At 63.5% G+C, this 24,023-nt stretch carries 21 protein-coding genes; all 21 read right to left on the bottom strand.

Annotated elements, in window-relative coordinates:
- Window positions 1-32 precede the first annotated feature (32 nt).
- The 21 genes from ispD to pyrH all read right to left on the bottom strand — a co-directional run bounded on the left by ispD (window position 33) and on the right by pyrH (window position 23,996).
- Window positions 33-743 (bottom strand): 2-C-methyl-D-erythritol 4-phosphate cytidylyltransferase, encoded by a 711-nt coding sequence (gene ispD / locus N0B28_RS06250; RefSeq protein ID WP_054914996.1) that lies wholly within the window; start codon window positions 741-743, stop codon window positions 33-35.
- Entirely contained in the window at window positions 740-1,018 is a 279-nt protein-coding gene (ftsB, locus tag N0B28_RS06245; protein ID WP_043863271.1) for a cell division protein FtsB, read from the bottom strand. The genes ispD and ftsB overlap by 4 nt, the downstream gene beginning before the upstream one ends.
- A 160-nt stretch (window positions 1,019-1,178) precedes the next feature.
- Window positions 1,179-2,468 carry a phosphopyruvate hydratase gene (eno, locus tag N0B28_RS06240; protein WP_043863270.1) on the bottom strand — a complete coding sequence of 430 codons (1,290 nt, stop codon included), beginning with the start codon at window positions 2,466-2,468 and terminating at the stop codon, window positions 1,179-1,181.
- Window positions 2,469-2,623: 155 nt separating this feature from the next.
- On the bottom strand, window positions 2,624-3,469 hold the full coding sequence (gene kdsA / locus N0B28_RS06235; protein WP_043863269.1) for a 3-deoxy-8-phosphooctulonate synthase: 846 nt from the start codon (window positions 3,467-3,469) through the stop codon (window positions 2,624-2,626).
- 3 nt (window positions 3,470-3,472) lie between these two features.
- On the bottom strand, window positions 3,473-5,101 hold the full coding sequence (locus N0B28_RS06230; protein ID WP_043863268.1) for a CTP synthase: 1,629 nt from the start codon (window positions 5,099-5,101) through the stop codon (window positions 3,473-3,475).
- A gap of 271 nt (window positions 5,102-5,372) precedes the next feature.
- Complete coding sequence (gene tilS / locus N0B28_RS06225) at window positions 5,373-6,656, bottom strand: tRNA lysidine(34) synthetase TilS (RefSeq protein WP_275730929.1); 1,284 nt, start codon at window positions 6,654-6,656, stop codon at window positions 5,373-5,375.
- A gap of 63 nt (window positions 6,657-6,719) precedes the next feature.
- On the bottom strand, window positions 6,720-7,667 hold the full coding sequence (locus N0B28_RS06220; RefSeq protein ID WP_043863266.1) for an acetyl-CoA carboxylase carboxyltransferase subunit alpha: 948 nt from the start codon (window positions 7,665-7,667) through the stop codon (window positions 6,720-6,722).
- A gap of 106 nt (window positions 7,668-7,773) precedes the next feature.
- Complete coding sequence (gene dnaE, locus N0B28_RS06215; protein WP_058541490.1) at window positions 7,774-11,295, bottom strand: DNA polymerase III subunit alpha; 3,522 nt, start codon at window positions 11,293-11,295, stop codon at window positions 7,774-7,776.
- A 102-nt stretch (window positions 11,296-11,397) separates the two neighbouring features.
- A complete protein-coding gene (gene rnhB / locus N0B28_RS06210) occupies window positions 11,398-12,027 on the bottom strand; it encodes a ribonuclease HII (protein WP_054914999.1) in 630 nt (209 codons plus the stop codon).
- A complete protein-coding gene (gene lpxB / locus N0B28_RS06205) occupies window positions 12,028-13,155 on the bottom strand; it encodes a lipid-A-disaccharide synthase (RefSeq protein WP_123752969.1) in 1,128 nt (375 codons plus the stop codon).
- A 1-nt stretch (window position 13,156) separates the two neighbouring features.
- Window positions 13,157-13,933 carry an acyl-ACP--UDP-N-acetylglucosamine O-acyltransferase gene (gene lpxA, locus N0B28_RS06200; protein ID WP_043863262.1) on the bottom strand — a complete coding sequence of 259 codons (777 nt, stop codon included), beginning with the start codon at window positions 13,931-13,933 and terminating at the stop codon, window positions 13,157-13,159.
- A complete protein-coding gene (gene fabZ / locus N0B28_RS06195; RefSeq protein ID WP_038613986.1) occupies window positions 13,930-14,370 on the bottom strand; it encodes a 3-hydroxyacyl-ACP dehydratase FabZ in 441 nt (146 codons plus the stop codon). The genes lpxA and fabZ overlap by 4 nt, the downstream gene beginning before the upstream one ends.
- A gap of 112 nt (window positions 14,371-14,482) precedes the next feature.
- The gene (gene lpxD, locus N0B28_RS06190) at window positions 14,483-15,538 is read right to left on the bottom strand and encodes a UDP-3-O-(3-hydroxymyristoyl)glucosamine N-acyltransferase (RefSeq protein ID WP_058541488.1); all 1,056 of its coding nucleotides are present in this window, start codon (window positions 15,536-15,538) and stop codon (window positions 14,483-14,485) included.
- Between the two features lie 2 nt (window positions 15,539-15,540).
- Entirely contained in the window at window positions 15,541-16,044 is a 504-nt protein-coding gene (locus N0B28_RS06185; protein WP_043863260.1) for an OmpH family outer membrane protein, read from the bottom strand.
- Window positions 16,045-16,089: 45 nt separating this feature from the next.
- Complete coding sequence (bamA, locus tag N0B28_RS06180) at window positions 16,090-18,438, bottom strand: outer membrane protein assembly factor BamA (RefSeq protein ID WP_275730922.1); 2,349 nt, start codon at window positions 18,436-18,438, stop codon at window positions 16,090-16,092.
- Between the two features lie 74 nt (window positions 18,439-18,512).
- A complete protein-coding gene (gene rseP, locus N0B28_RS06175) occupies window positions 18,513-19,865 on the bottom strand; it encodes an RIP metalloprotease RseP (protein ID WP_054915001.1) in 1,353 nt (450 codons plus the stop codon).
- Between the two features lie 57 nt (window positions 19,866-19,922).
- Complete coding sequence (gene ispC, locus N0B28_RS06170; protein WP_123752967.1) at window positions 19,923-21,113, bottom strand: 1-deoxy-D-xylulose-5-phosphate reductoisomerase; 1,191 nt, start codon at window positions 21,111-21,113, stop codon at window positions 19,923-19,925.
- Window positions 21,110-21,925, bottom strand: a complete 816-nt coding sequence (locus N0B28_RS06165) for a phosphatidate cytidylyltransferase (RefSeq protein WP_123752966.1) — start codon at window positions 21,923-21,925, stop codon at window positions 21,110-21,112. The genes ispC and N0B28_RS06165 overlap by 4 nt, the downstream gene beginning before the upstream one ends.
- Entirely contained in the window at window positions 21,925-22,680 is a 756-nt protein-coding gene (gene uppS / locus N0B28_RS06160; RefSeq protein ID WP_043863255.1) for a polyprenyl diphosphate synthase, read from the bottom strand. Before uppS ends, N0B28_RS06165 begins: the two co-directional genes overlap by 1 nt.
- Window positions 22,681-22,698: 18 nt before the next feature.
- Window positions 22,699-23,256, bottom strand: a complete 558-nt coding sequence (gene frr, locus N0B28_RS06155) for a ribosome recycling factor (protein ID WP_043863254.1) — start codon at window positions 23,254-23,256, stop codon at window positions 22,699-22,701.
- On the bottom strand, window positions 23,253-23,996 hold the full coding sequence (gene pyrH, locus N0B28_RS06150; RefSeq protein WP_038614006.1) for a UMP kinase: 744 nt from the start codon (window positions 23,994-23,996) through the stop codon (window positions 23,253-23,255). The genes frr and pyrH overlap by 4 nt, the downstream gene beginning before the upstream one ends.
- Window positions 23,997-24,023: the final 27 nt, after the last annotated feature.

Genomic DNA, 24,023 nt, shown 5'->3' with positions numbered 1-24,023 from the left:
AGGCTGGCTTGCCAGAGAATGGGCCACCGTGGTCAATTGCCGCGATTGGCCCAGCGCTGCCTCAGCCACTCCAGGTCTTCCGGCCGCGTCACCTTGATATTGTCGTTGCGCCCTTCGACCAGGCGCGGCGCCTGCCCCGACCATTCGATGGCCGACGCCTCGTCGGTGATCGCCACGTCCGCCACCAGGCTGTCTGCCAGCGCACGGTGCAATGCCCCCAGGCGGAACATCTGCGGGGTGTACGCCTGCCACACCGTGCTGCGGTCGATGGTGGCGCTTACCCGCCCGTTGGCATCGGCACGCTTGAGCGTGTCGCGCGCCGGCACCGCCAGCAGCCCGCCCACCGGGTCATTCGCCAGCTCGCCCAGCAGGCGGTCAAGGTCGTCGCGCGCCAGGTTCGGCCGCGCCGCATCGTGCACCAGCACCCAGTCGTTGTCGGCCGCGCCCTGGGCATGCAGCAGCAGCAAGGCGTTGAGCACCGAATCGGCACGCTCGCGCCCACCTGCCGCACGCTGGATGCGCGTATCGCTGGCGCAGGCCAGGCCCGGCCAGTAAGGGTCGTCGGCAGCAATGCTGACCACCACGCCCTTGAGGCATGGATGGTCGAGAAAACAGTCGAGGCTATGCTCGAGAATCGTCCGCCCGCCCAGTTGCAGGTACTGCTTGGGACGGTCGGCAGCCATGCGGGCACCAACACCCGCGGCAGGAATCACTGCCCAGAAGGCAGGCAGGGACGCCGTCATTGGGCCAACTGGTAGAGGGTTTCACCCTCCTTGACCATACCCAGCTCATGACGAGCGCGTTCTTCGACGGTTTCCATACCTTTCTTCAACTCCAGCACTTCGGCATCAAGCACGCGATTACGCTCCAGCAGACGCTCGTTTTCAGCGTGCTGGTCGGCGATCTGCTGCTTGAGGTCGGCAACCTGGGCCAGGCTGCCGTTGCCCACCCACAGACGGTACTGCAGGCCACCCAGCAACAGGAGCAAGACGAGGAACAACCAATAGGGACTACGCATCAGGGTATCCACTGGAAAAAGGCCGCCCGTGCACAAGGGGCTGATGGCACGAAGCCTGACCGAAGCCAGGCTTTGTGGGGAAAGCACTTGCTGCACAGGGTTGCTGAAAGATTAGCTGCGTCTTTCAGCCTCACACTGCGGCCTTTTTACCATCTCTGGCTTAGCCGCGAAACTCGCCGCGACCACGGTACACAGCCTTGCTGCCCAGTTGCTCTTCGATACGCAGCAATTGGTTGTACTTGGAGACGCGGTCGGAGCGGCACAGCGAACCGGTCTTGATCTGGCCGGCAGCGGTACCCACGGCCAGGTCGGCAATGGTCGAATCTTCGGTTTCGCCCGAACGGTGCGAGATCACCGCGGTGTAACCGGCGGCCTTGGCCATCTGGATGGCTTCCAGGGTTTCGGTCAGGGTGCCGATCTGGTTGAACTTGATCAGGATCGAGTTGGCGATCTTCTTGTCGATGCCTTCCTTCAGGATCTTGGTGTTGGTCACGAACAGGTCGTCACCGACCAGTTGCACCTTGTCGCCGATCTTGTCGGTCAGGATCTTCCAGCCCGCCCAGTCGGACTCGTCCAGGCCGTCTTCGATCGAGATGATCGGGAAACGCTCGGTCAGGCCCTTGAGGTAGTCGGCAAAACCGGCTGCGTCGAACGACTTGCCTTCACCGGACAGGTTGTACTTGCCGTCCTCGTAGAACTCGCTGGCCGCACAGTCCAGCGCCAGGGTCACGTCGGTGCCCAGGGTGTAGCCGGCGTTGGCGATGGCTTCGGCGATGGCCGACAGCGCGTCTTCGTTGGAAGCCAGGTTAGGTGCGAAACCACCCTCGTCACCCACGGCGGTGTTCAGGCCACGGGCCTTCAGTACTGCCTTGAGGTGGTGGAAGATCTCGGTGCCCATGCGCAGCGCGTCGGAGAAGGTCTTGGCGCCGACCGGCTGCACCATGAACTCCTGGATGTCGACGTTGTTGTCGGCGTGCTCGCCGCCGTTGATGATGTTCATCATCGGGACCGGCATCGAGTACTGGCCAGGGGTGCCATTGAGGTTTGCGATGTGCGCGTACAGCGGCAGGTCCTGGTCCTGTGCAGCGGCCTTGGCGGCAGCCAGGGACACGGCGAGGATGGCGTTGGCGCCCAGGTTGCCTTTGTTTTCAGTACCGTCGAGCTTGATCATCGCCAGGTCGAGCGCTTTCTGCTCGACCGGGTCCTTGCCCAGCAGCAGGTCGCGGATCGGGCCGTTGATGTTGGCGACGGCCTTCAGTACGCCCTTGCCCATGTAACGGCTCTTGTCGCCATCACGCAGCTCCAGCGCTTCGCGCGAGCCAGTGGAAGCACCCGACGGCGCACAGGCGCTGCCGATGATGCCGTTGTCGAGCAGTACGTCCGCTTCGACGGTAGGGTTACCGCGCGAATCGAGAACTTCACGACCTTTGATGTCGACGATTTTTGCCATTGTTGTAAGCACTCCAGAATTGACGAAAACAACGCAGCTGAGAAAAAAACCGGGTCCGTCACAGGCGGTCGGCGCACGGGCAGGCCTGACGAGGACAAGCCCCTGACCCGGGGGTCAGGGGATGAACGGGCGGTACTTTACCGGAGAATCGAGGTTTACGCGGTTTCTACCGTCGGAAAACTCTTGACCAGTTCGTCCAGTTGCTTGAGCTGGGCCAGGAATGGCTCCAGTTTGTCCAGGCGCAGGGCGCACGGGCCGTCGCACTTGGCATTGTCAGGGTCCGGGTGGGCCTCGAGGAACAGGCCCGCCAGCCCCTGACTGAGGCCGGCCTTGGCCAGGTCGGTGACCTGGGCACGGCGGCCACCTGCGGAATCGGCGCGACCACCCGGCATCTGCAGGGCATGGGTCACGTCGAAGAACACCGGGTACTCGAACTGCTTCATGATGCCGAAGCCGAGCATGTCCACCACCAGGTTGTTGTAGCCGAAGCTCGAACCACGCTCGCAGAGGATCAGTTGGTCGTTGCCGGCCTCTTCGCACTTGCTCAGGATGTGCTTCATCTCCTGGGGTGCGAGGAACTGCGCCTTCTTGATGTTGATCACCGCGCCGGTTTTGGCCATCGCGACAACAAGGTCAGTCTGGCGCGACAGGAAGGCCGGCAGCTGGATGATGTCGCACACGTCGGCCACGGCCTGCGCCTGGTGCGGCTCGTGCACGTCGGTGATCACCGGCACGTTGAAGGTGCGCTTGATCTCTTCGAAGATCTTCATCCCCTCTTCCAGGCCAGGGCCGCGGTAGGAGTTGATCGACGAACGGTTGGCCTTGTCGAAGCTGGCCTTGAACACGTAGGGGATACCGAGCTTCTCGGTAACCCGCACGTACTCTTCGCAGACCTTCAGGGCCAGGTCACGGGATTCCAGCACGTTCATGCCGCCGAACAGGACGAACGGCTTGTCGTTGGCGATCTCGATGTTACCGACGCGAATGATCTTCTGGGTCATGGATCAGGCCTTGTTCTTTTGAGCCAATGCAGCTTTGACGAAGCCGCTGAACAGCGGGTGGCCGTCACGCGGGGTAGAGGTGAACTCCGGGTGGAACTGGCAGGCCACGAACCACGGATGGTCCTTGGACTCGACCACTTCGACCAGTGCGCCGTCGCCGGAACGACCCGAGACCACCAGGCCCGCCTCGATCAGTTGCGGCAGCAGGTTGTTGTTGACCTCGTAGCGGTGACGGTGACGCTCGACGATCACGTCCTTGGCGTAGCAGTCGTGCACCTTGGAGCCGCTTTGCAGCTGGCACTCCTGGGCGCCCAGACGCATGGTGCCGCCAAGGTCCGAGGCTTCGGTACGGGTCTCGACCGCGCCGGTGGCATCTTCCCACTCGGTGATCAGGCCCACCACCGGGTGACCGCTGGCGCGATCGAACTCGGTGGAGTTGGCGTCCTTCCAGCCCATCACGTTGCGGGCGAATTCGATGACCGCCACCTGCATGCCCAGGCAGATACCCAGGTAAGGCACCTTGTTCTCGCGAGCGTATTGAACGGCAGTGATCTTGCCTTCCACGCCGCGCAGGCCGAAACCGCCCGGTACCAGGATGGCGTCCACGCCTTCGAGCAGGCCGGTGCCCTGGTTCTCGATGTCTTCGGAGTCGATGTAGCGCAGGTTGACCTTGGTGCGGTTGCTGATGCCGGCATGGCTCATCGCTTCGATCAGCGACTTGTAGGCATCGAGCAGTTCCATGTACTTGCCGACCATGGCGATGGTGACTTCGTGCTCGGGGTTGAGCTTGGCATCGACCACCGCGTCCCACTCGGACAGGTCGGCGCTGCCGCACTGCAGGCCGAAACGCTCGACGACGAAGTCGTCCAGGCCCTGGGAGTGCAGGATGCCCGGGATCTTGTAGATGGTGTCGGCGTCTTCCAGCGCGATCACCGCACGTTCTTCAACGTTGGTGAACTGCGCGATCTTGCGGCGCGACGAGCTGTCGATCGGGTGATCGGAACGGCACACCAGCACGTCCGGCTGCAGGCCGATGGAGCGCAGCTCCTTGACCGAGTGCTGGGTAGGCTTGGTCTTGGTCTCGCCGGCGGTGGCGATGTACGGCACCAGGGTCAGGTGCATCAGCATCGCGCGCTTGGCGCCCACTTCGAAGCGCAGCTGGCGGATGGCCTCGAGGAACGGTTGCGACTCGATGTCACCCACGGTACCGCCGATCTCGACCATGGCCACGTCGGCATCGCCGGCGCCCTTGATGATGCGGCGCTTGATTTCGTCGGTGATGTGCGGGATCACCTGGATGGTGGCACCCAGATAGTCACCACGGCGCTCCTTGCGCAGCACGTGCTCGTACACGCGGCCGGTGGTGAAGTTGTTGTTCTGGGTCATGGTCGTGCGGATGAACCGCTCGTAGTGGCCCAGGTCCAGGTCGGTCTCGGCGCCGTCGTGGGTGACGAACACTTCACCGTGCTGGAACGGGCTCATGGTGCCCGGGTCGACGTTGATGTACGGGTCCAGCTTGAGCATGGTGACCTTGAGCCCCCGCGCCTCCAGGATGGCCGCCAATGAAGCCGAGGCAATGCCTTTCCCCAATGAAGAAACAACACCGCCCGTGACGAATATGTAGCGCGTCATGAAAAACCCTAGAAGTCTGCGTTAAAGCGGTCAGTGCCGCCGGGGAAAGCGAAGGAAGGCCGAAGCCCCCGATCACCTGCGTCAATCACAGTGCATCTTAAAAAACTGCCGCGCCTGGTCAGACCGGGGGTTGAAAACCCGGTAAGGAGCTCGCTAAACATTTTTAGAATCGCCCAGCAAAAAACTGCTTGGTAATCGGCAACTGCCGTGATTCAGATGAAGTCACAGAAGTTGTATCAAGAAGGGAGCGTAGTCTACCGGAATGTCCCTTTCATCTCAAACCTTGCGCGCTTGTCGGTACGCACCAGTGCAGTTGCCCGTCGGCAAGCCCCAGCCCCGGCAGGTTGGCCACCGCCAGCAACTGCCCGTCGCGGTACAGCAGCGGCACGCGCTGGCGGGCGAACAAGGGTAGCTGGCGCTCGTTGAGCAACCGCTTGAGGTCGCGATGGCCTCTGCCCTCGATCGCCATCCTCTCGCCGCCCTGGCGATAGCGCACCTGCAGCGGGCCCTGCGGCAACCTGCCGCTTAGTGTCAACTGGCCATTACCGGGCAGTGCAAGCGGCTGGCGCGGGTCGAGCCAGGGGCCCGGCTGCGCCGGCGGCGTGAGCCAGTGCGCACCCAGCCAGTAGATGCGCAGGCCACTGCGGTGCAGCTCGCCATCGGCCAGGCGCCATACAGGACGCCCTTCGCCGCCGGCATCGCGCACGTCTTCCCAACCCGACCAGTGGCGAGTGTCCGGCAGGCGCGTGCGCGCCGCCAGCCAGTACTGCAGGGCGTTGCGCTGGCGTGCCGGGGACAGTTGGCGCAGCACCTCCAGATCCAGCGACGGGCAGCCCAACCAGGCGAAGGCATCGGGGGTCGAGGCTTGTGCGAGGTCCTGCTGCGCCACTTCATCGAGCAGGCCCTGCGCCTCGGCCAGGTGCGCGGCGCTGCGCGCCAGGCTGCGCGACGCCTGGGGCCAGCGTCGGGTCAGCGCCGGCAGCACCTGGTGGCGCAGGTAGTTGCGCGAGAACTGGGTGTCATCGTTGCTGGGGTCTTCTATCCAATGCAGGCCATGCGCGGTGGCGTAGGCCAGCAGTTCATCACGCGGGGTATTCAGCAAGGGTCGCAGCAGGCTGCCCTGCCCCAACGCCCGCTGCGCTGGCATCCCCGACAGGCCACGCAGGCCGGCCCCGCGCAACAGCCGAAACAGCAGCGTCTCGGCCTGGTCGTCGCGGTGCTGGCCGGTCAGCAGCAGTTCGCCCGGGCGCAGGGCCCGGGCGAAGGCTGCATAGCGCGCGTCCCGGGCGCCCTGCTCCAGGCTGGCGCCTGGGGCGACGTGCACATGGATGATGTCCAGCGGTACGCCCAGGCTGTCGCACAGGCGCTGGCAGTGGGCCGGCCACGCATCGGCAGCGGCTTGCAGACCGTGGTGGACATGGAGGGCACGAAGGGGGGCAGCCGGCTGTTGGGCCAGCAGGTGCAGCAGGACGGTGGAGTCGAGGCCACCAGAGAGGGCGACGCACCAGCCGGTAGCTTGGTGCCAGGGGGACAGGGTGTTGCGCAGGTCGATCATCGGTGGCCCTTCGCCGGCAAAGCCGGCTCCTACAGAAGCGAAAGGGCCACCGATGAGTTCAGATCAGAGCCCGTAGCTCATCAGGCGATCATAACGGCGCTTGAGCAGCGCGTCGTTGTCGAACGCCTTGAGCATGTCCAACTGCTCGATCAGCGAAGCGCGGATGTTGGCCGAGGCCGCCGCCGGGTCACGGTGTGCGCCGCCCAGTGGTTCGCCGATCACCTTGTCAACGATACCCAGGCCCTTGAGGCGCTCGGCCGTGATGCCCATCGCTTCGGCTGCGTCAGCAGCCTTCTCGGCAGTCTTCCACAGGATCGAGGCGCAGCCTTCCGGCGAAATCACCGCGTAGGTGGAGTACTGCAGCATGTTCAGCTGGTCGCAAACGCCGATGGCCAGTGCACCGCCCGAACCGCCTTCGCCGATCACGGTGGCGATGATCGGCGTTTTCAGGCGAGCCATCACGCGCAGGTTCCAGGCAATCGCTTCGCTCTGGTTGCGCTCTTCGGCGTCGATGCCAGGGTAGGCGCCCGGGGTGTCGATGAAGGTCAGGATCGGCATCTTGAAGCGTTCGGCCATTTCCATCAGGCGGCACGCCTTGCGGTAGCCTTCAGGGCGTGGCATGCCGAAGTTGCGGCGTACCTTCTCGCGCACTTCACGGCCTTTCTGATGACCGATCACCATCACCGGCTGGTCGTCCAGGCGGGCGATGCCGCCAACGATCGCGGCGTCGTCGGAGAAGTGGCGGTCGCCATGCAGCTCGTCGAACTCGGTGAAGATGTGGTCGATGTAGTCCAGGGTGTACGGACGACGCGGGTGACGCGCCAGGCGCGCGATCTGCCAGCTGGTCAGGTTGCCGAAAATGCTCTCGGTCAGCGTGCTGCTCTTGTCTTGCAGACGGGCGATTTCATCGCCGATGTTCAGCGAGTTGTCATTGCCGACCAGGCGCAGCTCTTCGATCTTGGCTTGCAGGTCAGCAATCGGCTGTTCGAAATCCAGAAAATTCGGGTTCATAGGCATCCGTCTTGGGTCGACGGCCAGGCGGCCGGCCGGTTGATCCGTTTGGCGCCCTACCTTAAGGGATCAGGCGCATTCAGGTCGAGATTAAAAATTCATCAATTCATCGATATTGCAGGAAGACGTTCTCACGCCCGAACTGGTCACGCAGGGCCTGAATCAGTCCGTCCGCGGGGTCGATGCGCCAACCTTCGCCAAACTGCAGCAGGGCGCGCGCATCGTTGCCGGTGTATTCCATGCTGATCGGGCACGCGCCGCGATGGCGCTTGAACAGCTCGCCCAGCCACGCCAGGCGGTCGCCCTTGAGGGCGTCGGCATGGATCTTCAGGCGCAGGCTTTCGGCCAGGTTGGTACGTGCATCTTCCATGCTCATCACGCGCTTGACCCGCAGGCGCAGGCCACCGGAGAAGTCGTCATTGCTGACCTCCCCTTCGACCACCACCATCGCGTCGGTCTGCAGCAACGGCTGCGCGGCCATGAACGCATCGGCAAACAGCGACGCCTCGATGCGCCCGGAGCGGTCGTCGAGGGTCACGAAGCCCATCTTGTCGCCCTTCTTGTTCTTCATCACGCGCAGCGCAATGATCATGCCGGCCACGGTCTGGGTATCGCGGGCCGGCTTGAGGTCGATGATGCGCTGACGGGCGAAACGGCGGATCTCGCCTTCGTACTCGTCGATCGGGTGGCCGGTCAGGTACAGGCCCAGGGTGTCCTTCTCGCCGCGCAGGCGTTCCTTGAGGGTCAGCTCGCGGGCGTTGCGGTGGTTGGCATAGACGTCGGCGTCGGCCTCCACGAACAACCCGCCGAACAGGTCCGAGTGCCCGCTGTCGTGGGTGCGTGCGGTCTGTTCGGCCGACTTGATCGCCTCTTCCATCGCCCCCAGCAGCACCGCGCGGTTACGGTCGATGTTGGCCTGGTAGGCCTTGATTTCGTCGTGGAAGAACGGCCCCAGGCGGTCCAGCGCACCGCTGCGGATCAATGCATCGAGGGTGCGCTTGTTGATGCGCTTGAGGTCGACCCGCTCGCAGAAGTCGAACAGGTCCTTGAACGGCCCGCTGCTGCGCGCCTCGACGATCGCGTCGACAGGGCCCTCGCCCACGCCCTTGATCGCGCCCAGGCCATACACGATGCGGCCGTCGTCGTTGACCGTGAACTTGAAGTCGGAGGTGTTCACATCCGGTGCATCGAGGCGCAGCTTCATGCTGCGCACTTCCTCGATCAGGGTCACCACCTTGTCGGTGTTGTGCATATCCGCCGACAGTACCGCAGCCATGAACGCGGCCGGGTGATGGGTCTTGAGCCAGGCGGTCTGGTACGACACCAGGCCGTAGGCGGCTGAGTGGGACTTGTTGAAACCGTAACCGGCGAATTTTTCCACCAGGTCGAAGATGTTGCCCGCCAGGTCCGGGTCGATGTTGTTGGTGGCGCAGCCTTCGATGAAACCGCCACGCTGCTTGGCCATTTCCTCGGGCTTCTTCTTGCCCATCGCCCGGCGCAGCATGTCCGCACCGCCAAGGGTGTAGCCGGCCATCACCTGGGCGATCTGCATCACCTGTTCCTGGTACAGGATGATGCCGTAGGTCGGCGCCAGTACCGGCTTGAGGCCTTCGTACTGGTAGTCGGAGTGCGGGTAGGCCAGCTCGGCGCGGCCGTGCTTGCGGTTGATGAAGTCGTCCACCATGCCCGATTGCAGTGGGCCCGGGCGGAACAGTGCCACCAGTGCGATAAGGTCTTCCAGGCAGTCGGGCTTGAGCTTCTTGATCAGCTCCTTCATGCCGCGCGACTCGAGCTGGAATACCGCAGTGGTCTCGGCCTTCTGCAGCAGGTCGTAGGTTTTCTTGTCGTCCAGCGGGATGAAGTCGATGTTCAGGTCCGGCAGGCCGGCCTTGGCCTGCTCGCGGTTGATCGTCTCCATTGCCCACTTGATGATGGTCAGGGTACGCAGGCCAAGGAAGTCGAACTTCACCAGGCCGGCCGCCTCCACGTCATCCTTGTCGAACTGGGTTACCAGGCCGCCGCCCTCTTCGTCACAGGCAATCGGCGAGAAGTCGGTGAGTTTGGTCGGCGCGATGACCACGCCACCGGCGTGCTTGCCGGTGCCCCGGGTAACACCCTCGAGCTTGAGGGCCATGTCCCAGATTTCCTTGGCATCCTCGTCGGTCTTGAGGAAGTCGCGCAGCATTTCCTCCTGCTCGTAGGCCTTCTCCAGGGTCATGCCGACTTCGAATGGAATCATCTTCGACAGGCGGTCGGCCAGACCGTAGGACTTGCCCTGCACCCGCGCCACGTCACGCACCACCGCCTTGGCCGCCATGGTGCCGAAGGTGATGATCTGGCTCACCGCATTGCGCCCGTAGGCATCGGCCACGTACTCGATCACGCGGTCGCGACCGTCCATGCAGAAGTCGACGTCGAAGTCGGGCATCGAGACCCGTTCAGGGTTGAGGAAACGTTCGAACAGCAGGTCGTAGGCCAGCGGGTCGAGGTCGGTGATCTTCAGCACGTAGGCCACCAGCGAGCCGGCACCCGACCCCCGGCCCGGACCTACCGGCACGCCGTTGTTCTTGGCCCACTTGATGAAGTCCATAACGATCAGGAAGTAACCGGGGAAGCCCATCTGGATGATGATGTCCAGCTCGAACTTCAGCCGGTCGAGGTAGACCTGGCGCTTCTCTTCATAGTTGGGCGTGGTGTCCTTGGGCCAGAGCACCGCCAGGCGCTCTTCCAGGCCTTCATGGGACACATGGCGCAGGTATTCATCGATGCCCATGCCGTTGGGCGTGGGGAAGTCGGGCAGGAAGTGCTTGCCCAGCTGCACCTCGATGTTGCAGCGCTTGGCGATCTCGACCGTGTTGGCCAGGGCGTCGGGCAGGTCGCTGAACAGCTCGGCCATTTCTTCCGGGCTTTTCAGGTACTGCTGGTCGCTGTAGTTGCGCGAGCGCCGCGGATCGTCCAGGGCACGGCCTTCGCCGATGCACACCCGGGTTTCGTGGGCGTCGTAGTCGGTCTGCTTGATGAAGCGCACGTCGTTGGTGGCCACCAGCGGCGCGCCCAGGCGGTCGGCAAGGGCCACGGCGGCGTGCAGGTACTCTTCGTCGCCGCTGCGGTTGGTGCGCTGCACCTCGACATAGAAGCGATCGGGGAACATCGCCATCCAGTCGCGCAGCAGGGCCTCGGCTTCCTGCGGGTTGTTGCCCAGCAGTGCCATGCCGATATCGCCTTCCCTGGCCGCCGACAAGGCGATCAGGCCCTCGCTGGCCGGGGCGATCCACTCGCGTTCGATGACCACCACGCCATTGCGCTGGCCGTCCATCCAGCCACGGGAGATCAGCTCGGTGAGGTTGCGGTAGCCCTTGGCGTTCATCGCCAACAGGCAGATGCGCGACAGCGGCAGGTCGGGGTCGGCGTTGGACAGCCACAGGTCGGCCCCGCAGATCGGCTTGATCCCGCTGCCCATGGCGGTCTTGTAGAACTTGACCAGCGAGCACATGTTGCTCTGGTCGGTGACGGCCACCGCCGGCATGTTCATCCCGGCCAGGGCCTTGACCAGCGGCTTGATCCGCACCAGGCCATCGACCAGCGAGAATTCGGTGTGCAGGCGAAGATGAACGAAAGAAGCCGACATGATGATCCTATAGCAGCACAAAACAACAAGGCCCGGATTGTACCGGGCCTCGATCAAAACTACAGCCTGCGCGGGAGTGGTCAGGCTGAACGGGGGTTGCCTCTACACCGGCAACAGGCCGTTGGCCTGCAGGCCACGGGCCTCGAATGCAGCCCGTACCGGGGCGAACGAGCGCCGGTGAATCGGCGTGGGGCCAAGCCGGGCCAGGGCTTCAAGGTGCAGCGGGGTCGGGTAGCCCTTGTGCCCGCCGATGCCGTAGCCAGGGTAGATCAGCTCGAAGGCAGCCATTTCCCGGTCACGGGTCACCTTGGCCAGGATAGAGGCCGCAGCGATGGCCGGCACCTGGCTGTCACCCTTGACCACCGGCGCTGATGGCACATTGAGCTTGGGGCAACGGTTGCCGTCGATCAGTGCCAGCTTGGGCGTGATGTGCAGGCCTTCGACCGCGCGCTGCATGGCCAGCATGGTGGCATGCAGAATGTTCAGCTGGTCGATTTCGTCGACCTCGGCGCGGGCGATGTGAAAGCTCAGGGCCTTCTCGCAGATCTCGTCGAAGAGCTTTTCGCGGCGCGCCTCGGTGAGCTTTTTCGAATCGTTCAGGCCCAGGATCGGCCGGCTCGGGTCGAGGATCACGGCAGCGGTCACCACCGCGCCACACAGCGGGCCGCGGCCGACTTCGTCAACCCCGGCGACCAGGTCTTCGACCAGGTTGAAATCCAGTCCGATTTGCATTTATCGATGTTCCAGCAAGGCCAGTACCGCGTCGGCTGCCTGGTTGGAGGCATCGCGGCGCAGGGTACGGTGAATCTGATCGAAGCTCTCGGTCTGCTGCTCGCCACCATTCACCAGTGGTGCCAGGGTCTGCGCCAGGGCCTCGCTGGTGGCGGCCTCCTGCAGCAGTTCGGGCACCAGCAGGCGCTGGGCCAGCAGGTTGGGCAGCGATACATAAGGGCTTTTGACCAGGCGCTTGAGAATCCAGTAGGTCACCGGGGCCACACGGTACGCCACCACCATGGGTCGCTTGAACAACAGCGCCTCCAGGGTAGCGGTGCCCGAGGCGATCAATACCGCATCGCAGGCTGCCAGGGCCTGGTGCGACTGGCCGTCGAGCAGGGTCAGTGGCAGGTCGCGGCCTTCGAGCATCTGTTCGAGCTGGGCACGGCGCACCGGGTTGGCGCAGGGCGAGACGAAGCGCACCCCCGGCACCAGCTCGCGAAGCCGCTGTGCGGTATCCAGAAACAGTGAACCCAGGCGCCCTACTTCGCCGCCACGGCTGCCTGGCATCAGCGCCACCAAGGGGCCGTCGGGCAGGCCCAGCGCTTCACGCGCTGCAGTGCGGTCGGCCTGCAGCGGGATGGTATCGGCCAGCGGGTGGCCGACGAAACGCACCGGCACGCCCTGCTCTTCATAGAACCGCGCCTCGAACGGAAACAGCGTGAGCATCAGGTCGCAGCCTTCGCGGATCTTAAGCACACGCTTCTGCCGCCAGGCCCATACCGAAGGGCTGACGTAGTGCACGGTCTTGATGCCGGCCTGGCGCAGTTTCAGTTCGATGTTGAGGGTGAAGTCGGGCGCATCGATACCGATGAACACGTCCGGCTTCTGCTCGATCAGCGTCTGGATCAGCAGCTTGCGGCGCTTGAGCAGCTCGCGCAGGCGACCCAGCACTTCGACCAGGCCCATGACGGCCAGGCGCTCCATGGGAAAGTAGGAACTCAGCCCCTCGGCTTCCATCAATGGGCCGCCGACGCCGATAAAGCGTACCTGCGGATGGCGGGCCTTGAGTGCACGCATCAGGCCGGCGCCAAGAATATCGCCGCTGGCTTCGCCTGCCACCAGCGCTACACAGAGTGGCGCCATGTCAGCGGGTGATGCCGCGGGCGGAGTTCTGGATCGACTTGACGAACAGGTCGACCTCGGGGAACTGCTGGGCGGGCTCGGCCAGTTCGGCGATGGCCTGGTCGACCGTCAGGTTCTGGCGATACACCACCTTGTAGGCGCGGCGCAGGGCATGGATAGCTTCATCGCTGAAACCGCGACGGCGCATGCCTTCGAAGTTCATGCTGCGCGCCTCGGCCGGGTTGCCGAACACGGTGACGAAGGCCGGCACATCCTTGCCGATGGCGGTACCCATGCCGGAAAAGCTGTGGGCGCCGATATGGCAGAACTGGTGCACCAGGGTAAACCCGGACAGTATCGCCCAGTCGCCCACATGCACATGCCCGGCCAGCGCGGTGTTGTTGACCAGGATGCAGTGGTTGCCGATCACGCTGTCGTGCCCGATATGGGCATAGGCCATGACCAGGTTGTGATCACCCAGGGTGGTTTCGCTACGGTCCTGCACGGTGCCACGGTGAATGGTCACGCCTTCGCGGATCACGTTGTGGTCGCCGATCACCAGGCGCGTCGGTTCACCCTTGTACTTGAGGTCAGGGGTGTCTTCGCCGACAGAGGCGAACTGGTAGATGCGGTTGTGCTTGCCGATGCGGGTCGGCCCTTTGAGAATCACATGCGGACCAATCACGGTCCCTTCCCCGATCTCGACCCCGGCACCGACGATCGACCATGGGCCGACCTCGACGCCGTCGGCAATCTTTGCCGATGGATCGATGATTGCCCGAGGGTCAATCAAACTCATAGTTTGCGTTCCGCGCAGATGATCTCGGCCGAGCATACCGGCTTGCCGTCCACCGACGCCTGGCACTCGAACTTCCAGATCTGGCGCTTGCAGCTGATGAACTTGGCTTCGAGGATCAGTTGATCACCCGGCAGCACCGGCTGGCGAAAGCGCAACTTGTCGGAACCGACGAAGTAGTACAGGGTACCGTCCGCGGGTTTGACGTCCAGCATCTTGAACCCGAGGATGCCGGCTGCCTGGGCCATCGCTTCGATGATCAGCACGCCGGGCATGATCGGGTGCGCCGGGAAGTGACCGTTGAAGAAAGGCTCGTTGATGCTGACATTCTTGTAGGCACGAATGCGCTGGGCCTCTACGTCCAAGTCCACCACCCGGTCCACCAGCAGGAACGGGTAACGGTGAGGCAAATATTCGCGAATCTCGTTGATGTCCATCATTTCGGGGGGAAGCCTGTAGTAAAGATAGGGAGCGCGCACGTTCGAGCGGCGCTCCTTTAGCAAATCAAGGAGCGCAGTCTAGCGGCTGGGCGCTCTTGATCAGGAAATGGTATCAGCCTTCTGATGAAGCTTTGTCGCCCGAGGTCACGGCCTCGAGTCGCTTTTCCACTTGTTGAAGACGTTTGGCCATCTCATCCAGCTGGCGAATGCGCGCGGCACTCTTGCGCCACTCACCCAGCGGCTGCATGGCCGTACCGGACGAATAGGCACCTGGCTCGGTGATGGAACGGGTGACCATGGTCATCCCGGAGACGAACACCCCATCACACACATCAATATGCCCGACCATGCCGACACCGCCGGCGATGGTGCAATGCTTGCCGATCTTGGTGCTGCCGGAAATACCGACACACGCGGCCATTGCCGTGTGGTCGCCGACCTGTACGTTATGGGCGATCTGGATCTGGTTGTCGAGTTTCACGCCATTGCCGATACGGGTATCGGCCAGTGCACCGCGGTCGATGGCGGTGTTCACGCCGATCTCGACATCGTCGCCGATGCTCACGCCGCCGATCTGGGCAATCTTCTGCCATACGCCCTTTTCATTGGCGAAACCGAAACCCTCACCCCCCAGCACGGCGCCGGACTGGATCACCACACGCTTGCCGATATGCACATCGTGGTACAGCGTGACGCGCGGGGCCAGCCAGCCGCCTTCGCCGATCACGCTGCGCGCACCGATGAAGCAGTGGGCACCGATGGTCACGCCAGGGCCGATCTGCGCCCCGCTTTCGATCACTGCACAGGCACCGATGCTGGCGCTGGCATCGACCTGTGCGTCTGCAGCCACCACGGCGCTGGGATGAACTCCCGCCACAGCCCTGGGCTTTGGATCGAACAGGTGGGAAACACGTGCGTAGGCCAGGTAGGGATCTGCAACGATCAGCGCGTGACCGGCAAAGCCCTCGGCATCGGCAGCCTTGAGCAGGACCGCAGCGGCCTTGCTCTCAGGCAGGAATTTGCGGTACTGCGGGTTGGCCAGGAAACTCAGTTGTCCCGGGCCAGCCTCGTGCAGGGTCGCAAGGCCAGTGATGTCGAGCTCCGCCGGGCCACTGAGGGTGGCCCCGAGGAACTCGGCCAGCTGGCCGAGTTTCATGGTCGCAGTCATGTTCAACGGGACTGGTTCATGCGCTCGATGACCTGGCGGGTGATGTCGTACTGAGGCTTGACATCAATGACCGCGCCACGCTCGAGTACCAGGTCGAAAGCACCCTTCTTGATCACTTCCTCCACTGCGCCGTCGAGCTTGGGCTTGAGCTGCTTGAGCATCTCGCGGTCGGCAACGGCCTTGGCTTCGTTCAGCTCCTTGGACTGGAACTGGAAGTCACGGGCCTTTTGCTTGAATTCAAGCTCCAGACGCTCGCGCTCGCCCTGGGCCATCTTGTCGCCACCCTTGACCAGACGGTCCTGGATGCCCTTGGCGCTGCTTTCCAGGTTTTTCAGCTTGGTCAGTTGCGGGCCGAATTTCTTCTCCGCATCGACCGCGTACTTCTTGGCCGCGTCCGATTCCAGCAGCGCCATCTGATAGTTCAGGACGGCAATTTTCATCTCGGCAAATGCCGGGGTCGCGATCAGGGTCGCAGCCAGTACAGCCAGTTGAGTCAACTTACGCACGATGCACTCCTACAGAATCCGTTGTCGTTTACGCGGGGCAGACCCTTAGAAGGTCTGGCCCAGAGAGAATTGGAACACCTGGGTATCGGCATCGTCCGGCTTCTTGACCGGCATCGCCAGGCTGAAGCTCAACGGGCCCAGTGCAGTAATCCAGGTCACGCCCAGGCCGACCGAACTGGCCAGGCCGCTGAGGCCGACCTTCTCGCAATCCGGCTTGGAGCCGCAGTTGGTGTCGAACACGTTACCCACGTCCCAGAAAACCGAGGTGCGCAGCGAACGCTGGTCCTTGACGAACGGCAGTGGGAACAGCAGTTCCACGCCGCCCTGCACCAGCACGTTGCCGCCGAACGGCAGTGGATCCTGGTCCGGGTCACGCGCAGTGCCAGGGTTGTTGCCTTTACTCGGGGTACTGCGCGGGCCCAGGCTGCTGTCCTTGAAGCCACGCACGGAGTTGAAGCCACCGGCGTAGTAGTTCTCGTAGAACGGCAGGCCCGAGGTGCTGCCGAAGCCGTCGCCGTAGCCCAGCTCGGTGTGCAGACGCAGGGTGTAGTCGTTGTTGATCGGCTTGAACAGCTGGCCACGGTAGTCAAGCTTGAAGAACGACAGGTCGCTGCCCGGGGTGGTCGCCTCGAGCACCAGGCTCTGGGAGTGACCACGGGTAGCCAGCACGCCCTTGTTCAGGGTGGACTCCGACCAGCCGGCCGATGCCTTGAAGTTCAGGTAGTTGTCGCCTTCCTTTTTGACGAAGTCGAAGATCTCGTCAACGGTGTAGCGACCGGTCTTGATCTTGTCCTGCTGGGCGGTGAGGCCGAAGGTCAGGCGCGAAGTCTCGCTGATCGGGTAGCCGACGCTGACGCCCGCACCCAGGCTGTCCACCGCATAGCTGGCCACGTCGACGTCGAGGTCGTCGTAGTCGGTGGTGCGGTAGAAGGCGTTGTAGCCAAGGCTCACGCCATCGGCAGTCCAGTAGGGGTCCACGAAGCCGAAGTTGTAGCGGCTCTGGTATTCGGAACGGGTCAGGCCGATGGAGACCTTGTTACCGGTACCCAGGAAGTTGTTCTGGCTGATCGAACCACCCAGGATCAGGCCGGCGCTCTGCGCGAAACCGACGCTGGCGGTGATCGAACCCGATGCCTGCTCTTCGACGCTGTAGTTCACGTCGACCTGGTCGTCGGTGCCCGGCACGGCAGGGGTCTCGACGTTGGCTTCCTTGAAGAAGCCCAGGCGCTCGAGGCGGGTCTTGGACTGGTCGATCAGGTAGGTCGATGCCCAGCCACCTTCCATCTGGCGCATCTCGCGGCGCAGCACTTCGTCCTCGGACTTGGTGTTGCCACGGAAGTTGATGCGGTTGACGTAGGCACGCTTGCCCGGGTCGACGACGAAGGTGATGTCGACGGTGTGGTCGTCATCGTGAGGCTGCGGCACGCCGTTGACGTTGGCGAAGGTATAGCCTTCGTTGCCCAGGCGGCGGGTGATCAGCTCGGAGGTGGTGGTCATCACCTTGCGCGAGAACACCTGGCCAGGCTGCACCAGCATCAGTGCCTTGACCTGGTCTTCCGGCACCTTCAGGTCGCCGGACAGCTTGACGTCACGAACGGTGTACTTCTCGCCCTCGTTGACGTTCACGGTGATGTAGACGTGCTTCTTGTCCGGGGTGATCGACACCTGGGTGGAGGCGATGTCCATGTTGATGTAGCCGCGGTCCAGGTAGTAGGAGCGCAGGCGCTCGAGGTCACCGGACAGTTTTTCGCGGGCATACTTGTCGTCGTTCTTGAAGAACGACAGCCAGTTGGTGGTCTTGAGTTCGAACAGGCTGGCCAGCTCGTCGTCGCTGAACTTGGTGTTGCCCACCACGTTGATGTGCTGGATGGCAGCGACGGTGCCTTCGTTGATCTTGATTTTCAGACCTACGCGGTTGCGCGGTTGCGGCACCACCTCGGCGTCGACCTCGGCCGAGTAGCGGCCCTGGGCCACGTACTGGCGCTGCAGCTCGTTGCGCACACCTTCGAGGGTGGCACGCTGGAAGATTTCACCTTCGGCCAGGCCCGACTGCTTCAGACCCTTCATCAGGTCTTCGGTGCTGATGGCCTTGTTGCCTTCGATCTCGATGCTCGAGACGGAAGGACGCTCGACCACGGTGATGATCAGGACGTTGCCGTCGCGACCCAGTTGGATGTCCTGGAAGAAGCCGGTCTTGAACAGCGCACGGGTGGAATCCACCAGGCGCCGATCATCGGCCTCGTCCCCAACGTTCAATGGCAAGGCGCCGAACACGCTGCCCGCGGAAACCCGCTGCAGACCATTGACACGAATATCGGAGATGGTGAAGGACTCGGCGTGAACTTCAGCGATCATCAGTACGGCGAGAACCGCAGTTAGCAGCAGACGTTTCATGAAGTCCTTTCTTATTCCAACTGGCAATAAACGACCCACCGCGGGACGCGGCAGGTTCGCAATTGAGCGAAGCGTTACAGTCGACCCAAATCGTTGATCAGGGCAAGCAACATCACCCCGACTACCAAACTGATACCGATCTGGACCCCCCAACCTTGCACCCGATCCGAAAGCGGACGACCACGCGCCCATTCGATCAGGTAAAACAGCAAATGCCCCCCATCCAGTACAGGAATGGGCAGCAAATTAAGAACCCCCAGGCTAATGCTCAGGTAGGCGAGGAAATTCAGGAAATCCCCAACGCCGGACTGGGCCGAAGCGCCCGCCACTTTAGCAATGGTTATCGGTCCGCTCAAGTTTTTTACCGAGAGCTCGCCGAACAGCATTTTCTTCAGCGAATCGAGGGTCAGCACGCTCATGTTCCAGGTGCGCGAAACACCCTCGCCCAGGCCCTGCAGCGGGCCATAACTGACCTCGCGCAACATGGCCGCAGGCCACTCCACCGGCGCCACGCCCGCCCCCAGGTAACCACTGGCATTCTGGCCTTCGCCACGGCTGGCGAGGGTTACCGGCAACTCCAGCGTCGCCCCATCACGCGCCACGCTCAGCACGATGCGGCTGCCGGCACGGCCGCGCACGGTGTCCACCACCTGCTGCCAATCGTCAAGCGCCTTGCCGTCGAGTGCCAGCAGGCGGTCGCCGGTTTTCAGACCGGCGGCCTGGGCCGGCCCCTTGGGATCAAGTTCGGCCAGCACCGGCACCAGCGCCGGGCGCCATGGGCGGATGCCCAGGGAGCGGATCGGGTCGGGCTCGTCGGCACCCTTGAGCCAGGCATCGAGCTTGAGCACATGGCTGCTGTCGGTGCTGGCACCCTCTTCACGCACGCTGACCTGCAGCGCGCCGCTTTCACCCAGCCGGCGCACCAGCTGCAGGTTGACCGCTGCCCAGCCGTTGGTCGGCTTGCCGTCGACCGCGACGATCTCCTGGCCGGCGCTAAGGCCTGCGGCAGCCGCCAGGCTGCCAGCCTCGACCGCGCCGATGACCGGCCGCGCCTGCTGGCTGCCAAGCATGGCCAGTGCCCAGAAGAACACGATGGCCAGCAGAAAGTTGGCGATGGGGCCGGCCGCGACGATAGCGATGCGCTGGCGCACGCTCTTGCGGTTGAACGACTGCTCCAGCTGGTCGGCAGGCACTTCGCCTTCGCGCTCGTCGAGCATCTTCACGTAGCCGCCCAGGGGAATGGCGGCCACCACGAACTCGGTACCATGGCGGTCATGCCAGCGCACCAGCGGCATGCCGAACCCTACGGAAAACCGCAAAACCTTGACGCCGCAGCGCCGCGCCACCCAGAAGTGACCGAACTCGTGAAAGGTGACCAGCACTCCCAATGCGACCAGGGTGCCGATAATCATGTAGAGCGCACTCATGTCTTTCTCCGAATAGCGTTCAGCGGGAGCGGGCGCAACCCGTGGCGACGTCGCACCTCAGACCCCGTGACGATCCAACCAGTGCCCGGCCAGGCTGCGTGCACGCTGGTCGGCTGCAAACACCGCCTCCAGCGTCGGCACGGCAACGACCGCTTCCTGGTTGAGCACGTGCTCGATGATACTCGGGATCTGCGGGAAGCGGATGCGCCGCTGAAGAAATGCCTCGACGGCCACTTCATTGGCCGCATTGAGCATCGCAGGGGCACTGTTGCCGGCGTCCGCCGCTTCACGCGCCAGGCGCAGACACGGAAAGCGCTGCTCGTCCGGCGCCTGGAAATCCAGGCGGGCAACGGCGAACAGGTCCAGCGGCGCCACACCCGAGTCGATGCGCTGCGGCCAGGCCAGGGCGTTGGCGATCGGCGTGCGCATGTCGGGGTTGCCCAACTGTGCCAGCACCGAACCATCGACGTAGTCGACCAGCGAGTGAATCACGCTTTGCGGGTGGACCACCACCTCGACCTGGGCAGGCCTGGCATCGAACAGCCAGCACGCCTCGATCAGCTCCAGGCCCTTGTTCATCATGCTGGCCGAGTCGACGGAGATCTTGCGCCCCATGGACCAGTTCGGGTGCGCACAGGCCTGCTCCGGGGTGACGTGCTCCAGCTCGGCCTGCGGCGTTTCACGAAACGGGCCACCGGAGGCGGTCAGCAGGATGCGCCGCACACCCACCCGGGCCAGGCCGCGGGCATAGTCCCCGGGCAGGCACTGGAAGATCGCGTTGTGCTCGCTGTCGATCGGCAGCAGTACCGCACCACTGCGCTGCACGGCCTGCATGAACAGGGCGCCGGACATCACCAGCGCCTCCTTGTTGGCCAGCAGCACCTTCTTGCCCGCCTCCACTGCGGCCAGGGTCGGACGCAACCCCGCCGCACCGACGATGGCCGCCATCACCGCATCCACCTGCGGGTCGGCCGCCACCTGGCACAGGCCCTGCTCGCCCACCAGCACCTCGGTACTCGACCCCGCAGCACGCAGGTCGGCCTGCAACTGCTGCGCGGCCTCATCGCCCGGCACCACGGCAAACACCGGAGCATGGCGCAGGCACAGGGCCAGCAGCTCGCCCAGGCGCGAATAGCCGCTCAGGGCATAGGCCTGGTAGCGCTCGGGGTGACGGGCAATCACGTCCAGTGTGCTCAGGCCAATGGAACCTGTGGCGCCCAGCACCGTGATCCGTTGCGGGCGGCTCACAGCGCGCCCCAGTTGGCGGCCCACAGCAGCACGGCAAACAGCGGGATGGCAGCCGTGAGGCTGTCGATGCGATCCAGTACCCCACCATGCCCCGGCAGCAGGTTGCTGCTGTCCTTGATTCCGGAACGGCGCTTGAACATGCTTTCGGTCAGGTCGCCGACCACCGACACCAGTACCACGACGGCGGCACCGAACAGACCGAGGATCAGCTCGCCGGCGCTCCACTCGCGGGTCACGCCCACCACCGCCGTGATCACCAGGCTCAGCGCCAGGCCACCGTAGACACCTTCCCAGCTCTTGCCGGGGCTGACCTGCGGCGCCAGCTTGCGCTTGCCAAAGGCCCGGCCCGAGAAGTAGGCGCCGATATCGGCGCCCCATACCAGGACCATCACCGCCATGATCAGCCAGTTGCCCAGGGGCCAGTGCTTGATCAGCACCAGGCCTTGCCAGGCCGGCAACAGCACCAGCAGGCCGATCAGCAGGCGGCAGGCCACACTGGCCCACAGCTCGCTGGTACGCGGGTAGGTCAGCACCAGCCAGGTAGCCAGCGCCCACCACAGCACCGAAACGCCCAGCACCCAGGGTGCCAGCTCCGGCATCAGGTGCAGCAGCATCAGCAGGCCGGCGACCACCACGGCATAGGCAACGCGCAGGCCCTGGGCAACCAGCCCGGCCAGGCGGGCCCATTCCCAGGCCCCGAGGGTGACCACCAGGCCGATGAACAAGGCAAAGTTCGCCCCGTCGAGCAGGAAAAACCCGCACAGGGCAATCGGCAACAGAATCAGCGCAGTGATGATGCGTTGTTTAAGCATTAAGCACGGGCTCCAGCCTCGACCTGCTCGCTGGTTTTACCGAAGCGGCGCTGGCGCGAAGCGAAATCGGCCAATGCAGTGCGCATGGCCTCGTGTTTGAAGTCCGGCCAGAACAGGTCGGAGAAATACAGCTCGGCGTACGCCAGCTGCCACAGCAGGAAGTTGCTGATGCGGTGCTCGCCACCGGTGCGGATGCACAGGTCGGGCAACGGCAGATCGCCTGTCGCCAGGCACGGCTGCAGCAACTCGGGGGTGATGTCTTCCGGGCGCAGATGCCCGGCCTGCACTTCACGCGCCAGGCGCTGGGCGGCTTGGGCGATATCCCACTGACCACCGTAGTTGGCGGCGATCTGCAGGATGAAGCGATTGCTGCCTGCGGTCAGCGCCTCGGCCTCGCGCATGGCAGCCTGCAACTCAGGGTGAAAGCGCGAGCGATCACCGATGATGCGCAGGCTGATGTTGTTCTCGTTGAGCCGCCTGGCCTCGCGACGCAGCGCCGAGAAGAACAGCTCCATCAGCGCACCGACCTCGTCGGCCGGGCGCTGCCAGTTCTCGCTGGAGAACGCGAACAGGGTCAGGACCTCGACCTTGGCCTCGGCGCACACCTCGATGACCGCGCGCACCGCATCCACGCCTGCCTTGTGCCCGGCAACGCCGGGCAACAGGCGCTTCTTCGCCCAGCGATTATTTCCATCCATGATGATCGCGACATGGCGCGGCACCGATGGAGGCACACCCTGTTTGGTCTTTTCCATTGAAAAAAGTCCCGGCCCTTAAACGGCCATCAGGTCCTTTTCTTTCTCTTCGGTGGCCTTGGTGATCTGGGCCTCGGTATCTTTGGTCAGCTTGTCGATATCAGCGATGGCGCGACGCTCTTCGTCTTCACTGATTTCCTTGTCCTTGACCAGCTTCTTCAGCTCACCCAGAGCATCGCGGCGAATGTTGCGCACAGCAACGCGCGCGTCTTCGGCTGCACTGCGCGCCTGCTTGGTGAAGCCCTTGCGGGTTTCTTCGGTCAGGGCTGGCATGCTGATCAGCAGCAGCTCACCCAGGTTGGTCGGATTGAGATTCAAACCGGCGCTCTGGATGGCCTTGTCGACGGCAGCGAGCATGTTGCGCTCGAACGCCACGACTTGCAGGGTGCGCGAATCTTTCACGGTGACGTTGGCCACGCCGCTGATCGGGGTGTCGGTACCGTAGTAAGGCACCATCACGCTTGCCAGGATGCTGGGGTGTGCCTTGCCGGTACGAATCTGGCCGAACGCATAAGCCAGAGACTCCAGGGATTTCTGCATACGCGCTTGGGCGTCTTTCTTGATTTCGTTGATCATTTTTGAACTTCCTCGATCAGGGTCCCTTCAGCGCCACCATGCACGATGTTCAGCAGGGCGCCAGGCTTGTTCATGTTGAAGACGCGCAACGGCATCTTGTGGTCTCGGCACAGACAGATAGCTGTCAGGTCCATCACGCCCAGCTTGCGATCCAGCACTTCATCGTAGGTAAGATGATCGAACTTCTCGGCATGCGGGTCTTTGAATGGGTCTGCAGTGTATACACCATCGACCTTGGTTGCCTTCAATACCACGTCGGCATCGATTTCGATGGCGCGCAGGCAGGCGGCGGAGTCGGTGGTGAAGAACGGGTTGCCGGTACCGGCCGCGAAAATTACCACTTCTTTCGAGTTCAGGTGGCGCATGGCCTTGCGGCGATCATAGTGGTCGGTCACGCCTACCATGGAGATCGCCGACATGACGATGGCGGTGATGTTGGCGCGCTCCAGCGCATCGCGCATGGCCAGCGCATTCATTACCGTGGCCAGCATGCCCATGTGGTCGCCGGTAACGCGGTCCATGCCCGCTGCGCTGAGCGCCGCGCCACGGAACAGGTTGCCGCCACCGATCACCAGGCCGACCTGCACACCGATACCGACCAGCTGGCCGACTTCCAGCGCCATGCGATCCAGCACCTTGGGGTCGATGCCGAACTCTTCCGAGCCCATCAGGGCCTCGCCGCTAAGCTTGAGTAGAATGCGTTTATAGCGAGCTTGATAACCACTGCCCTGCTGAGCCATTGCGAATCTCTCCTGCGGCGTTTTGAA

The sequence above is a fragment of the Pseudomonas sp. SD17-1 genome (assembly GCF_029201585.1).
GTDB classification, from domain to species: Bacteria; Pseudomonadota; Gammaproteobacteria; order Pseudomonadales; family Pseudomonadaceae; genus Aquipseudomonas; species Aquipseudomonas palmensis.
Note: the sequence above shows the minus strand (reverse complement) of the source record. Positions and strands in the feature narration are given on the sequence as shown.

Coding starts and splice junctions, on each gene's coding strand:
- N0B28_RS06230 (WP_043863268.1), bottom strand. CDS start 5,101: ATGACGCGCTACATATTCGTCACGGGCGGTGTTGTTTCTTCATTGGGG.
- eno (WP_043863270.1), bottom strand. CDS start 2,468: ATGGCAAAAATCGTCGACATCAAAGGTCGTGAAGTTCTCGATTCGCGC.
- ispD (WP_054914996.1), bottom strand. CDS start 743: ATGACGGCGTCCCTGCCTGCCTTCTGGGCAGTGATTCCTGCCGCGGGT.
- uppS (WP_043863255.1), bottom strand. CDS start 22,680: ATGGAAAAGACCAAACAGGGTGTGCCTCCATCGGTGCCGCGCCATGTC.
- kdsA (WP_043863269.1), bottom strand. CDS start 3,469: ATGACCCAGAAGATCATTCGCGTCGGTAACATCGAGATCGCCAACGAC.
- lpxA (WP_043863262.1), bottom strand. CDS start 13,933: ATGAGTTTGATTGACCCTCGGGCAATCATCGATCCATCGGCAAAGATT.
- dnaE (WP_058541490.1), bottom strand. CDS start 11,295: ATGTCGGCTTCTTTCGTTCATCTTCGCCTGCACACCGAATTCTCGCTG.
- N0B28_RS06220 (WP_043863266.1), bottom strand. CDS start 7,667: ATGAACCCGAATTTTCTGGATTTCGAACAGCCGATTGCTGACCTGCAA.
- rnhB (WP_054914999.1), bottom strand. CDS start 12,027: ATGCAAATCGGACTGGATTTCAACCTGGTCGAAGACCTGGTCGCCGGG.
- frr (WP_043863254.1), bottom strand. CDS start 23,256: ATGATCAACGAAATCAAGAAAGACGCCCAAGCGCGTATGCAGAAATCC.
- rseP (WP_054915001.1), bottom strand. CDS start 19,865: ATGAGTGCGCTCTACATGATTATCGGCACCCTGGTCGCATTGGGAGTG.
- pyrH (WP_038614006.1), bottom strand. CDS start 23,996: ATGGCTCAGCAGGGCAGTGGTTATCAAGCTCGCTATAAACGCATTCTA.
- ftsB (WP_043863271.1), bottom strand. CDS start 1,018: ATGCGTAGTCCCTATTGGTTGTTCCTCGTCTTGCTCCTGTTGCTGGGT.
- bamA (WP_275730922.1), bottom strand. CDS start 18,438: ATGAAACGTCTGCTGCTAACTGCGGTTCTCGCCGTACTGATGATCGCT.
- lpxB (WP_123752969.1), bottom strand. CDS start 13,155: ATGGCGCCACTCTGTGTAGCGCTGGTGGCAGGCGAAGCCAGCGGCGAT.
- lpxD (WP_058541488.1), bottom strand. CDS start 15,538: ATGACTGCGACCATGAAACTCGGCCAGCTGGCCGAGTTCCTCGGGGCC.
- tilS (WP_275730929.1), bottom strand. CDS start 6,656: ATGATCGACCTGCGCAACACCCTGTCCCCCTGGCACCAAGCTACCGGC.
- N0B28_RS06165 (WP_123752966.1), bottom strand. CDS start 21,925: ATGCTTAAACAACGCATCATCACTGCGCTGATTCTGTTGCCGATTGCC.
- fabZ (WP_038613986.1), bottom strand. CDS start 14,370: ATGATGGACATCAACGAGATTCGCGAATATTTGCCTCACCGTTACCCG.